Here is a 12,082-nt window from a genome sequence, read left to right as displayed (position 1 = left end):
GGCGGGGACGCGCGGTGGACGGTTGTACTGTCGGCGGCGATGGACAAGACCCTGATCGTCACCAACGACTTCCCGCCCCGCCCCGGCGGCATCCAGGCGTTCCTGCACAGCATGGCGCTGCGGTTGGATCCCGAGCGGGTCGTCGTCTACGCCTCGACCTGGAAGCGGGGCCGGGAGGGCGCCGAGGCCACCGCCCGCTTCGACGCCGAGCAGCCCTTCACCGTGGTCCGCGACCGCACCACCATGTTGCTGCCCACCCCGCGCGTGACACGCCGGGCGGTGGAGCTGCTGCGCGAACACGGCTGTACGTCGGTGTGGTTCGGGGCCGCGGCCCCGCTGGGCCTGATGGCCCCGGCGCTGCGCCGCGCGGGCGCGCGGCGGCTGGTGGCGACGACCCACGGCCACGAGGCCGGCTGGGCCCAACTGCCCGCCGCCCGGCACCTGCTGCGCCGTATCGGCGAGGGCACCGACACCCTCACCTACCTCGGCGAGTACACCCGCTCCCGGATCGCCGCCGCGCTCACCGACGAGGCGGCGGCCCGGATGGTCCACCTGCCGCCCGGCGTGGACGAGAAGACCTTCCACCCCGACTCCGGGGGCGCCGCCGTCCGCGCCCGGCTCGGGCTGGCCGACCGGCCGGTCGTGGTCTGCGTCTCCCGGCTGGTGCCGCGCAAGGGGCAGGACACCCTCGTCCGCGCCATGCCGACGGTGCTCGCCGAGGTCCCCGACGCGGTGCTGCTGATCGTCGGCGGCGGTCCGTACGGGGCGACGCTGCGCACGCTCGCGCGGGAGACCGGCGTCGCCGACTCGGTGCGCTTCACCGGACCGGTGCCCTGGGAGGAACTGCCCGCCCACCACGGGGCCGGCGACGTCTTCGCCATGCCCTGCCGCACCCGTCGGGGCGGACTGGACGTCGAGGGGCTCGGCATCGTCTACCTGGAGGCCTCGGCCACCGGGCTGCCGGTCGTCGCGGGCGACTCCGGCGGCGCCCCCGACGCGGTGCTGGACGGGGAGACCGGCTGGGTGGTGCGCGGCGGCGCCCCGGACGGCGCCGCGGAGCGGGAGACCGCCGAGCGGATCGTCACCCTGCTGAAGGACCCCGAACTGCGCCGCCGGATGGGCGCGCGCGGCCGGGAATGGGTCGAGGAGCGCTGGCGCTGGGACCTGCTGGCCGAGCGGCTCCGGACGCTGCTGTGACTCCGGACGCCGGTGCGGCCCCGAAGCGGTGACCGCCTCCGGCGGGGAGAACGAAGCTCCCCCGGCGTGTGCCGTGCGTGCCGTGTCGGCCGCGCGGGCCGTCCGCCTACGAGTACAGCGCCTCGATCTCCCGGGCGAAGTCCCTGGCGACCACGGCGCGCTTGAGCTTGAGGGAGGGCGTCAGGTGTCCCGACTCCTCGGTGAACTGGGCCGGCAGGACACGGAACCTGCGGACCGACTCCGCCCGTGAGACCGCCGCGTTGCCGTCGTCGACGGCCTGCTGGACGGCGGCCAGCAGCTCGGTGTCGGCCAGCAGCTCGTCCCGCGACAGGCCCGACTTGCCGTGCTCCTCGGCCCAGCGCGGCAGGAACTCCTCGTCCAGCGTGATCAGCGCGCCGACGAAGGGCCGGCCGTCGCCGACCACCATGCACTCGGCGACCAGGGCGTGGGACCGGATGCGGTCCTCGATGACGGCGGGGGCGACGTTCTTGCCGCCCGCCGTCACCAGGATCTCCTTCTTGCGGCCGGTGATGGTGAGGTAGCCGTCCTCGTCGAGGGTGCCGATGTCGCCGGTGTGGAACCAGCCGTCCGCCATCGCCTCGGCGGTGGCGGCCTCGTTGTTCCAGTAACCGCTGAACAGGTGCTCGCCGCGCAGCAGCACCTCGCCGTCGTCGGCGATCCGCACCGTCGAGCCCGGCAGCGGCTGCCCGACCGTGCCGACCTTCGGCCGGTCGTAGGGGTTGAACGCGGTCGGCGCGCAGGACTCGGTGAGGCCGTACCCCTCCAGCACGGTGAAGCCGATGCCGCGGTAGAAGTGGCCCAGCCGCTCGCCCAGCGGGGCGCCGCCGGAGATGGCGTGGGTGGCCCGGCCGCCCAGGACCGCGCGCAGCTTGCCGTAGACCAGCTTGTCGAACAGCCTGTGCCGCAGTCGCAGGCCCAGCGAGGGGCCCGAGGGGGCGTCCAGCGCGCGGCTGTAGGCGATCGCGGTCTCCGCGGCCCGGTCGAAGATCTTCCCCTTGCCCTCCGCGCGAGCCTTGGCGCGGGCCGAGTTGTAGACCTTCTCGAAGACCCGCGGCACGCCCAGGATCAGCGTCGGGCGGAAGCCGGCCAGGTCGTCGGTGAGGTGCTTGATGTCGGGGCTCAGCCCGAGCCGGATCGGCGCCATGACGGCCGCCAGCTGCACCATGCGGCCGAAGACGTGGGCGACCGGCAGGAACAGCAGCACCGATCCCTCACCGGGCACGAACAGCGGCCTCAGACGTTCCACCACGTTGCCGCAGTCCGCGAAGAACGCCCGGTGGGACAGGACGCAGCCCTTGGGGCGGCCGGTGGTGCCGGAGGTGTAGACGATGGTGGCCGGCGAGTCGGCGTTCGCGACGGAGCTGTGCTCGTCCAGGACGGCGTCGGAGACCTGCGCGCCGGAGTCGGCCAGCTTCTGCACCGCGCCGTCGTCGACGACCCACAGGTGTTCCAGGGCCGGCACCCGGTCGCGCACGGACTCCACGGAGGCGGCGTGGGTGCCGCTCTCCACGACACAGCCCACCGCGCCGGAGTCGCCGAGGATCCACTGGATCTGCTCGGGGGAGCTGGTCTCGTAGATCGGCACGGTCACCGCGCCGGCGCTCCAGATCGCGAAGTCCAGCAGCGTCCACTCGTAGCGGGTCCGCGACATCAGGCCGATCCGGTCACCGGGGCGGATGCCCGCGGCGATCAGTCCCTTGGCCGCCGCCCGCACCTCCGCCAGGAACTCCCGGGAGGTCAGGTCCCGCCAGGTGCCGTCGGAGTCCTTGCGGGCGATGACGGGAACGTCCGGGTGCTGTACGGCGTTGCGACGGACGAGGTCGGTCAGGTTCCCGTCCGCGGGCACCTCGTACAGGGCCGGAAGACTGAACTCGCGCAAAACAGATGCTCCTCATCGGCACCGCCACGGAACCGCTGGGGAACGGCCTCCGTCGGCTCTGGCCACGAGACAGGGGGTCTCGAGGGTTGGACGGCCACGGACGTTACCCACCGGTACGGGGCTCGGGGTAGGGGGTGGCGCCGATCTGTTCGGTGCGTCACACACCACGTGTCCGTCTCCGAGCAGGGTAGTCCACCCCCGCGAGGTCACGAACCGACGGCCGTTCCCCGGGGCGGAGACGACCGTCGGGGACGCCGGGGCGGGGCACGGACCGTAGGGTGACCGTAGGGTGGGGGCATGCGAGTCCACGTGGTGAGCGACGTGCACGGCGACAGCCGGAACCTGGCCACGGCGGGGGACGGGGCGGACGCGCTGATCTGCCTGGGCGACCTCGTCCTGTTCGTCGACTACGCCGACCACGGCCGCGGCATCCTCCCCGACCTGTTCGGCGCGGAGAACGCGAGCCGCTACGTGGAACTGCGCGCCGCCCGCCGCTTCGACGAGGCCCGCGAGTTCATGGCCGGGCTGTGGGCCGGGATCGGCGCGGCGGAGGACGGCGGGCGCGCGGCCCTGCTGGAGGAGGCCGTGCGCCGCCAGTACGCCGAGCTGTTCGCCGCCTTCCCCACACCGACGTACGCCACCTACGGCAACGTGGACGTCCCCCGACTGTGGCCCGAGTACGCCGCGGAGGGCACCACCGTCCTGGACGGGCGGACGGTGGAGATCGGGGGCCTGCGCTTCGGTTTCGTCGGCGGCGGGCTGCCCAGCCCGATGCGCACGCCCTACGAGGTGGACGAGGAGACCTACGCGGCGAAGGTCGCCGCGCTCGGCGAGGTCGACGTCCTGTGCTCCCACATCCCGCCCCTGGTGCCCGACCTGTGCTACGACACCGTCGCCCGCCGCTTCGAGCGGGGCAGCGAGGCGCTGCTGGAGGCGATCCGCGCGGTGCGTCCCCGCTACGCGCTCTTCGGGCACGTGCACCAGCCGCTGGTGAGGCGGACCCGGATCGGCCCGACCGAGTGCGTGAACGTCGGCCACTTCAACGCCACCGGCAGGCCCTGGGTGCTGGAGTGGTGACCGTGGCGGCGCGGGGGCGGGGAACGCGCGGGGCCGTACGCCGAGCGCGGTAGCCTTCCCGCAGACGGCAGGCAGCGGAGCCCGCACGGGCCGGGCGACGGGAGCCGGGCGCGACGGCGGCAAGCGGAGGAACCACAGGGATGGCCGAACACACCAGGTCGAGCATCATCGTCGAGGCGGCACCCGCCGAAGTGATGGGGGTGATCGCCGACTTCGAGCGCTACCCGGAGTGGACCGGCGAGGTCAAGGAGGCCGAAGTGCTCTCCACGGACGACCGGGGCCGCGCCGAGCGGGTCAGGCTGCTCCTCGACGCCGGCGCCATCAAGGACGAGCACACCCTGGCCTACGAGTGGGTCGCCGACGGCGAGGTCCGCTGGTCGTTGGTGAGGTCGCAGATGCTGCGCACCCTGGACGGCGTCTACAGCCTGCGGGCGCTCGGGGACGGCGAGCGCACCGAGGTGACGTACCAGCTCACCGTGGACGTGAAGATCCCCATGCTCGGCATGATCAAGCGGAAGGCCGAGAAGGTCATCATCGACCGCGCTCTGGACGGGCTGAAGAAGCGCGTCGAGAGCGGCGCGCGGTCCTGAGCGGCGGCCCCGGCGTCCCGCGGATGCGTACGGTCCTGGTCACCGGTGGCGGCGGCAGCGGCCGCACCACCGTCGCCGCCGCCACCGCGCTGGCCGCGGCGCGGTGCGGGCGGCGGGTCCTGCTGCTGGGCACCGGATCCCCCGGCGGTCCGGAGGCGCTGTTCGACGGCGGCGCCGGTCCGGACGGCGCCGAGCCGGACGGCGGAGGGGCGCCCCGTCGGGTGGCCCCCGGCCTGTGGCTGGCCCGGACCGACTCCGGCGCCGCCTTCCGGGCGCGGGCCGTGTCCCTCCAGGAGCGCGCCCGCTCCGCCCTCGACCTGCTGGGCGCCGAATCGCTGGACGACGACGAACTGGCCGAACCGCCCGGCGTGGACGCCCTCGTCCTGCTGGGCGCGTTGCGTGCCGCGCACGCCCCCGCGGAGCCCGGCGGGGGGCCGGCGTACGACCTGCTGGTGGTCGACCTGCCCCCGGCCGGACAGGCCGTGAGGACCCTGGCGCTGCCCGAGCTCGCCCGGCGGTGGCTGCGCCGACTGCTGCCGCCGGAGCGGCAGGCCGCCCGCGCGCTGCGACCGGTGCTCGCCCAGCTCGCGGGGGTGCCGATGCCGGCTCGGTCCCTGTACGAGGGCGCCGAGCGGCTGGACGGCGAACTCGCCGCCGTGCAGGGGGTGGTCGAGTCCCCGAAGACGTCGGTGCGGTTGGTCGTCGAGCCCGGGGGCGCGGCCGTCCGCGCGCTGCGCGAGGCCCGTGCCGGGTTGGCGCTGCACGGTCTGGCCGTGGACGCGGTCGTCGTCAACCGTCTGCTGCCGGACTCCTCCGCCGATCCGTGGTTGGCGGAGCTGGCGGCCCGACAACGGCGGACGGCCGCGCTGATCGCCGGGGAGTGCCGGGAGGAGACCGTGCCCGTGTGCGAGCTGCCGCACCTGGGGCGGGAGCCGGAGGGGCTCGGAGACCTGGAGAAGTTGGCCGAGCTGCTCCCCGACGGACCGGAGGAGGACGTCGGCCCGCGGGCGGGCGGCACCGGAGCGGACGGGCCGTGGGTGGTGGAGGACCGGTTGGCCGCCGACGGCGTGCTGGTGTGGAGGTTGCCGCTGCCCGGGGCCTCCCGGGACTCCCTGACGCTGGTGCGGCGCGGTGACGAGGTGATCGTCACCACCGGGCCGTTCCGGCGGGCACTGTCGCTGCCCGCCGCGTTGCGCCGCTGCGCGGTGACCGGTGCCCGGCTGGCCGACGGCGAGCTGTCGGTGCGCTTCGAACCCGAGCCCGGTCTCTGGCCCGCGCGCGACTGATGCGCGACCGCCGTGTGACGGTGACGCCGGGGCGCCGACCGTGCCCGCCCGTCCGCGCGGGGGCGTTCGGGTACCGTCGAGGCGGAGGAGACCTCCCGCGGCGGCCGCCCGGCCGTCCGCCCGGTCGCCACCCGCCGCGGCCCGCCGCGGCGTCCGTCCGCAGCCCACCGCCTCAGGAGCCCGCCGTGAGCGATGCCAACGAGCGCCCCACCGACACCGACACCGACGCCTGGGCCGCCGCCTGCGAGGAGGACCTCGCCGCCGAGCGGGAGCGCCGTCGCGAGCGGTACGGGACCCCGCCCGGCAGCGCCGCCGAGGAACTGCGCAAGCTGGCCGAGGCGGTCACCGGGAAGCTCGCCGAACTCGGCGCGTCGCCGGTCGGTCCGGCCGCGGCGGGTGCCGTGCGACAGCTCGCCGAGCAGGCCAGGGCGGCGGTGGAGCCCGTGGTGGAGCGGAACCCGAGGGTCTTCGAGCACCTGGCGGCCGCCGGAGGCGAACTCCTGGCCGCCTACCGGGCCGCGGTCACGGGGCAGGAGGGCCGCTGGACCCGCGGCGACACGGAACCGGAGGCGCGGGGCGAGGAGGCCGGCCCCCGGGAGACCGGCGGGGTGCCAAAGGGCCCGGACGGCGACCGGGACCACCCGGCGGGCCGGAACGGGACGGACCGGGACGAAGACGGCGACGTCCCCCGGGGTGACGGCTCTTCCGGCTCCCAGCGGATCGATCTCGACTGACCCCCCGGCACCCTTCCGTCGCCGTTCGGATCCCGTTCAGTTCTTGTACGAATCGGGTTGGGTTCCCCGGTCCGTCCGTTCAAACCTCCTTCCTCCGGTACGGTTGGGCACAGCGGGGATCGACCGAGTAACTGAGGGACACATGGGACTCACCATCGGCGTCGACATCGGCGGTACCAAGATCGCGGCCGGCGTGGTCGACGAGGAGGGCGCGATCCTCGAAACCAGCACGGTGCCCACCCCGCCCACGGCGGACGGCGTCATCGACGCCATCGCGGAGGCGGTCCGCAAGGTCAGCACCGGACACGGGGTCGAGGCGGTCGGCATCGGCGCGGCCGGCTACGTCGACGACAAGCGGGCCACCGTGCTCTTCGCCCCCAACATCAACTGGCGGAACGAGGCGCTCAAGGACAAGGTCGAGCAACGCGTCGACCTCCCGGTCGTCGTCGAGAACGACGCCAACGCCGCCGCCTGGGGCGAGTACCGCTTCGGCGCGGGCAAGGGGCACGACGACGTCGTGTGCATCACCCTGGGCACCGGACTGGGCGGCGGCATCATCATCGGCGGGAAGCTGCACCGCGGACGCTTCGGCGTCGCGGCGGAGTTCGGCCACATCCGGGTCGTCCCCGACGGCCTGCTGTGCGGCTGCGGCAGCCAGGGCTGTTGGGAGCAGTACGCCTCCGGGCGAGCGCTGGTCCGCTACGCCCGGCAGCGTGCCGCCGCCACCCCCGAGAACGCGAAGATCCTGCTCGCCCTGGGGGACGGGACTCCCGACTCCATCGAGGGCCGGCACGTCAGCCAGGCCGCCCGGGAGGGCTGCCCGGTGGCCGTCGACTCCTTCCGCGAGCTGGCCCGCTGGGCGGGCGCGGGGCTGGCCGACCTGGCCTCCCTCTTCGACCCGTCCGCCTTCATCGTCGGCGGCGGGGTCTCCGACGAGGGCGACCTCGTCCTGGAACCCATCCGCAAGTCCTTCCGCCGCTGGCTGGTGGGCGGCCAGTGGCGTCCGCACGCCCAGGTGCTCGCCGCCCAGCTCGGCGGCCGGGCCGGTCTGGTGGGAGCGGCCGACCTGGCCCGCCAGGGCTGACGGACGGGGCCGCCGCCACGGACGGGGGACGCGGCGCGGATGAGCACGGCCTCCACGGGGAAGAGCGGGAACACCGCCCGGCACACCACCGATCACCGGCACACCACCGGCACGACGGAGGACGACCGCCCCATGACGACCGAGAAGCTCGACGATCTGCCCGCCTCCCGCACCGAGCCCGACGGCTCGGCCGTGGTCCGGGTGCTCAGCTACAACGTCCGTTCCCTGCGCGACGACGTGGGGGCGCTGGTCCGGGTCGTCCGGGCCTGCGCCCCCGACGTCGTCTGCGTCCAGGAGGCGCCGCGCTTCTTCCGGTGGCGCAAGCACGCCGCCCGGTTCGCCCGGGCGGCGGGCCTGGTCCACGTCACGGGCGGGGCGACGGCCACCGGACCGATGATCCTGACCTCGCTGCGCGCCGGCGTGGAGCGCACCGAGGACATCCTGCTGCCGCGCACCCCCGGGCTGCACCGCCGCGGGCTGGCGACGGCCGTGCTCCGCTTCGGCCCGTCCGCCCGGCTGGCGGTGATCTGCTGCCACCTCAGCCTGGCCGAGTGGGAACGCCACGAGCAGGCGGGGGCGGTCCTGAAGCGGCTGGCGGAGATGGGCGAGGGCGCGGCGGTGGTGGCCGGGGACCTCAACGACGAGCCCGACGGCCGGGCCTTCCGCCGGCTCGCCGCCGAGCTCCGGGACGGCTGGGCCACCAGCCCCTGGGGCGGCGAGAACACCTCTCCGGCCCGCGGGCCCCGCAAACGCATCGACGCCGTGCTGGCCGGTGGGGCGGTGGAGGTGCTGGGGTGCGGAGTGCCCGCCGGCCTGCCGGGCGTCACCGAGGCGGACCTGCGGGCGGCCACGGACCACCTGCCCGTCCTGGCCGCCCTGCGCATCCCCGCCGCCGGTCTCAAGGGCGCCGGCTAGCCCCGTCCACCACCGCGTACTCCTCCAGACGGGAGCTGATGCGGACCCTTTGGCCGTCCACGACGCGCTCGTCGCGCACGTCGAGGAGGACGTGGGTCTCCGCGTCGAAGACGAACACGGTCTCGGCCGCGGCGCCCTCGGCCCACGGGTTCGCGTAGGAGACCTCGACGCCCTCGACGTGCTCCCGGCCCACGCCGGCCGTGATCCCCGGGATCCGGGCGAGGGCCTCGTAGGCCGCCGCCCGCAGCCCCTCGGGCATCACCGGTGTGTCGCGCAGCAGTTCCACCAGAAAGTCCCCCGCGTCCGGCCGGTCGTCGGCGGTGGCCGGGCGGCCGGTGTCGGGATCCAGGCGGATCTCGTCGCGCAGGAGGCGCAGGAGCTCGTCCGGGTCGGTCGGCAGCGCCTCCAGCTCCCGCCAGGTGCGCGGCGGCCACACCGCCCCGGCCCCCGCCGAGGGCCGGGAGTCCCCCACCGGCATCCAGGACTCGTCGGTGCGGGTCCGGGTCTCGCCGGTCGCCGCGATCCGTTCCTCGACGGTCTCCCTGACGTAGACGAACCGGCCGTCGCGCGGCACGACGGTCTCGGAGTGCTCCCGCTCGTACGCGGCCGCCCTCCTGAGGATCTCCGCGGGGCCGGGGCCGTACGAGGGCGGGGCGGGCGGCGGGGCGAACGAGGAGGAGGCGGGCGGGGAGACGAGCAGACCGCCCGGGTCCCCGCCGAGGTCCGCCGCGGCCAGGACGCCGGCGGCGACGGCGGCGGCCAGCGCGCCGCCGAGGGCGACGACCGGCACGGGACGGCGGCGACGCCCGGTCGGTTCCGGCGCGTGGTACGGGCCGGAGCGTGCCGCGGTGAGGAGCCGCGCCCGGACCCGGGCGCGGGCCTCGTCGGTGAGCGGAGCCTCCTCCGGCTCCCAATCCCCGAGCAGTTCGATCTCACGCATGGTCGGGCACCTCTCGAAGAGCGGTCGGATCGGATCCGCCCAGTGCTTCGCGCAGTGTGCCGCGAGCCCTGCTCAGCCGTGACCTGACGGTTCCGACGGGGACGCCCAGGGCCCGTGCCGTCTCCTCGTAGCCGAGGTCGGCCCAGGCCACCAGCAGCAGGACGTCCCGGTTGCGGGCCGGGAGCGCGGCCAGCGCGGCGGCCAGTTCGCGGCCGACCTGCCGGGCGCCCGCCCGTGCCGTGGCCCGTTCGGCCACGCCCTCCTCGTGGTCGGCCGGCGCGGGGAGCCGGGAGAGCGCTCTGAAGCGCCGGGCCTCGGCCCGCCGCCGGCGGCCGATGAGGTTGGTCGCGATGCCGAACAGCCACGGCCGGGCGTCGGCCCGCCCGGTGTCGTAGCGGTGGCGCTGCTGGAAGGCGATGGTGAAGGTGTCGGCCATCAGGTCCTCCGCGGCCTGCGCCCCGAGCCGGCGCGCGACGTAGCGGTGCACCGCGTCGGCGTGCCGGTCGAACAGTTCGGCGAAGACCTCGGGCTCGTCCCGGGACCGCTCGATCACCCGGGCGTCGCTGTCCCGCGCCACCCCTCCACCCGGTTCGGCGGTCAACGGGGCTCCTCTCGTCCGTGAAGACAGTCCGAAGACATGGGCTCTCACGGATACTTCGCCGCTCGCGCCGATTCGGTTCCCGGTCCCCGTCCGCGGGACCGGGAACCGGGGCCGCCGGGGTCAGACGACCGCGCCGCGCCCCGGGTCGTCGAAGCCGTCCTCGTCGTCGTCGCGCAACCGCGTCACCAGGGTGGCGAAGCCGCCCAGGAAACCGCCGATGCCCAGGGTGGCGATCCACCACGTCACGTCCTGCCGGAACAGGACGGTGAGCATCAGCAGCAGCGGTCCGCCCAGGACGGCCAGCCAGGCGAACCTGCCGACGGTGTCCCCCCGGGGGAGCGGCGGGGGCTCCGGCGGCACGAAGTGGCCCTCGTCCTCCTCGCCGAGATCGCCGCCGGACGGCTCGGCCGGGCTCCAGTCGCGCGGCCCGGAGCCGGCCGGGAAGACGGTGAAGCCGCGCACCGGCGCCTCGCCGGCGGTCCCGCGCACCTCCGTCGACGGCCCGTCCCCGCTTCCGTCCCCGTCCCTGTCTCCGGCGTCGTCTCCGGCGTCGTCTCCGTCATCGTCCCCGTCACCGGCCCGGTCCCCGTCCCGGTTCCGGTCGGTGTCGTCGCCCCCGGTCCCGTCCGTGTCCCGGCCGGGGGTGCGGTCGAAGGGGTCCGGGGGGTCCGCGGGTTCCTCGCCGTAGGCGGCCACGATCTGCGCCCAGGCGGCCTCCTCGTCCAGGGGCTCGGGGCCCTCGCCGCGGTTGTGATCACGCTCCGTCACGTGCCGTCTTCCTCGCTGTGAGGCGGGTGATGAATCCGTACGAGTCCGCGAAGATCCGCTCCGCGTCGTGGTCCAGTGTGGCCACGTGCAGGCTGCGCTCCAGCACCGTCTCGGTGACGTCGCGCGAGGAGACCCGGCTCAGTACCAGTGCCGAGTCCGACGGCGACACCACATGGTCCACCCTGCTGTGCAGGACCATCAGCGGCCGGGTGACCCGGGGCAGTTCGGCGCGGGTCACCCGCAGCAGGTTCAGCATCGAGTGGGCGGCGTGCAGCGGCACCCGGTCGTAGCCCACCTCCGTGACGCCCTCCTTGGCGATGTCGCCGACGATGCCCGGGATCGAGGACACCAGGTGGCGCAGGACGGGCAGCGCGTGGCCCTGGAGCCGGGGGAGGGTCGCGGCCGGATTGACCACCACGACGCCCGAGACCGCCTCGCCGTGTCGGGCCGCCAGCCGCAGCGCGAGCGTCCCGCCCATCGACAGGCCGCAGACGAAGACCTGCTCGCAGCGCTCGCGCAGGCGGCGCAGCTCCACGTCCACGGCGGCGTACCAGTCCTCCCAGCCGGTGACGGCCAGGTCCTGCCAGCGGGTGCCGTGGCCCGGCAGCAACGGCAGGGAGACGGTCAGACCGCGCTCGGCCAGGTACTCGGCCCAGGGCCGCATCGACTGGGGACAGCCGGTGAAACCGTGGCACAGCAGGACGCCGACCTCGCCGCCGTCGCGGCGCATCGGTTCGGCACCGGGGAGCAGGGGCACCGTTGGTCTCCGTTCGGTGGGGCTACTCGGACTGCTCGGACTGCTTGGACTGCCCGGCGGGTGCCCCGTCGCTCCGCGTCCCGCCGGGGGCGGGGCCGGGCGCGCGGGGCGACGGGCGGGAGTGTTGACACCCTACGCGCACGCCGCGTGACGGGGTAGGCCGGACGACCCGCGCGGGGACCGGAACGGCGGAGGGCCCCCGGCGGGGGCGAGATAAGGTCTCCCCGTCGGAT

At 75.1% G+C, this 12,082-nt stretch carries 12 protein-coding genes; 7 read left to right on the top strand and 5 right to left on the bottom strand.

Going from position 1 to position 12,082, the window contains the following annotated elements; all coding sequences use genetic code 11:
- Positions 1-39: 39 nt before the first annotated feature.
- Positions 40-1,197, top strand: a complete 1,158-nt coding sequence (locus F0L17_RS05995; RefSeq protein WP_155070254.1) for a glycosyltransferase family 4 protein — start codon at positions 40-42, stop codon at positions 1,195-1,197.
- Positions 1,198-1,303: 106 nt separating this feature from the next.
- Here the strand turns inward: F0L17_RS05995 and F0L17_RS05990 are convergent, their stop codons facing one another.
- Positions 1,304-3,097, bottom strand: coding sequence for an AMP-dependent synthetase/ligase (locus F0L17_RS05990; RefSeq protein ID WP_155070253.1), 1,794 nt, complete (start codon positions 3,095-3,097; stop codon positions 1,304-1,306).
- A gap of 297 nt (positions 3,098-3,394) precedes the next feature.
- On the opposite strand from F0L17_RS05990, the gene F0L17_RS05985 reads away from it, so the two are divergent.
- The 6 genes from F0L17_RS05985 to F0L17_RS05960 all read left to right on the top strand — a co-directional run bounded on the left by F0L17_RS05985 (position 3,395) and on the right by F0L17_RS05960 (position 8,783).
- The gene (locus F0L17_RS05985; RefSeq protein WP_155070252.1) at positions 3,395-4,174 is read left to right on the top strand and encodes a metallophosphoesterase family protein; all 780 of its coding nucleotides are present in this window, start codon (positions 3,395-3,397) and stop codon (positions 4,172-4,174) included.
- Between the two features lie 140 nt (positions 4,175-4,314).
- Positions 4,315-4,764, top strand: a complete 450-nt coding sequence (locus tag F0L17_RS05980) for an SRPBCC family protein (protein WP_155070251.1) — start codon at positions 4,315-4,317, stop codon at positions 4,762-4,764.
- Between the two features lie 23 nt (positions 4,765-4,787).
- Positions 4,788-6,050: an ArsA family ATPase gene (locus F0L17_RS05975; RefSeq protein WP_155070250.1), complete on the top strand. Its 1,263-nt coding sequence runs from the start codon at positions 4,788-4,790 to the stop codon at positions 6,048-6,050.
- Between the two features lie 185 nt (positions 6,051-6,235).
- The gene (locus F0L17_RS05970; RefSeq protein WP_162465865.1) at positions 6,236-6,784 is read left to right on the top strand and encodes a DUF5304 family protein; all 549 of its coding nucleotides are present in this window, start codon (positions 6,236-6,238) and stop codon (positions 6,782-6,784) included.
- 142 nt (positions 6,785-6,926) lie between these two features.
- Positions 6,927-7,868, top strand: coding sequence for an ROK family glucokinase (locus F0L17_RS05965; RefSeq protein WP_155070249.1), 942 nt, complete (start codon positions 6,927-6,929; stop codon positions 7,866-7,868).
- A gap of 132 nt (positions 7,869-8,000) precedes the next feature.
- The gene (locus tag F0L17_RS05960) at positions 8,001-8,783 is read left to right on the top strand and encodes an endonuclease/exonuclease/phosphatase family protein (protein WP_155073223.1); all 783 of its coding nucleotides are present in this window, start codon (positions 8,001-8,003) and stop codon (positions 8,781-8,783) included.
- On the opposite strand, the gene F0L17_RS05955 is transcribed toward F0L17_RS05960, so the two are convergent.
- From F0L17_RS05955 to F0L17_RS05940, 4 genes are all read right to left on the bottom strand, one after another.
- Positions 8,767-9,723: a CU044_5270 family protein gene (locus F0L17_RS05955; protein ID WP_155070248.1), complete on the bottom strand. Its 957-nt coding sequence runs from the start codon at positions 9,721-9,723 to the stop codon at positions 8,767-8,769. The genes F0L17_RS05960 and F0L17_RS05955 overlap by 17 nt on opposite strands.
- A complete protein-coding gene (locus tag F0L17_RS05950; protein WP_155070247.1) occupies positions 9,716-10,324 on the bottom strand; it encodes an RNA polymerase sigma factor in 609 nt (202 codons plus the stop codon). The genes F0L17_RS05955 and F0L17_RS05950 overlap by 8 nt, the downstream gene beginning before the upstream one ends.
- 120 nt (positions 10,325-10,444) lie before the next feature.
- Positions 10,445-11,092, bottom strand: coding sequence for a hypothetical protein (locus F0L17_RS05945; protein WP_162465864.1), 648 nt, complete (start codon positions 11,090-11,092; stop codon positions 10,445-10,447).
- On the bottom strand, positions 11,079-11,849 hold the full coding sequence (locus F0L17_RS05940) for an alpha/beta fold hydrolase (protein WP_162465863.1): 771 nt from the start codon (positions 11,847-11,849) through the stop codon (positions 11,079-11,081). The genes F0L17_RS05945 and F0L17_RS05940 overlap by 14 nt, the downstream gene beginning before the upstream one ends.
- Positions 11,850-12,082: the final 233 nt, after the last annotated feature.

It is taken from the genome of Streptomyces taklimakanensis (genome assembly GCF_009709575.1).
In the GTDB taxonomy this organism is placed as follows: Bacteria; Actinomycetota; Actinomycetes; order Streptomycetales; family Streptomycetaceae; genus Streptomyces; species Streptomyces taklimakanensis.
Note: the sequence above shows the minus strand (reverse complement) of the source record. Positions and strands in the feature narration are given on the sequence as shown.

Bases quoted from the DNA above. Each gene is read 5' to 3' on its own strand.
- F0L17_RS05995 (WP_155070254.1), top strand. From the start codon at position 40: ATGGACAAGACCCTGATCGTCACCAACGACTTCCCGCCCCGCCCCGGC.
- F0L17_RS05985 (WP_155070252.1), top strand. From the start codon at position 3,395: ATGCGAGTCCACGTGGTGAGCGACGTGCACGGCGACAGCCGGAACCTG.
- F0L17_RS05980 (WP_155070251.1), top strand. From the start codon at position 4,315: ATGGCCGAACACACCAGGTCGAGCATCATCGTCGAGGCGGCACCCGCC.
- F0L17_RS05975 (WP_155070250.1), top strand. From the start codon at position 4,788: ATGCGTACGGTCCTGGTCACCGGTGGCGGCGGCAGCGGCCGCACCACC.
- F0L17_RS05965 (WP_155070249.1), top strand. From the start codon at position 6,927: ATGGGACTCACCATCGGCGTCGACATCGGCGGTACCAAGATCGCGGCC.
- F0L17_RS05960 (WP_155073223.1), top strand. From the start codon at position 8,001: ATGACGACCGAGAAGCTCGACGATCTGCCCGCCTCCCGCACCGAGCCC.
- F0L17_RS05955 (WP_155070248.1), bottom strand. From the start codon at position 9,723: ATGCGTGAGATCGAACTGCTCGGGGATTGGGAGCCGGAGGAGGCTCCG.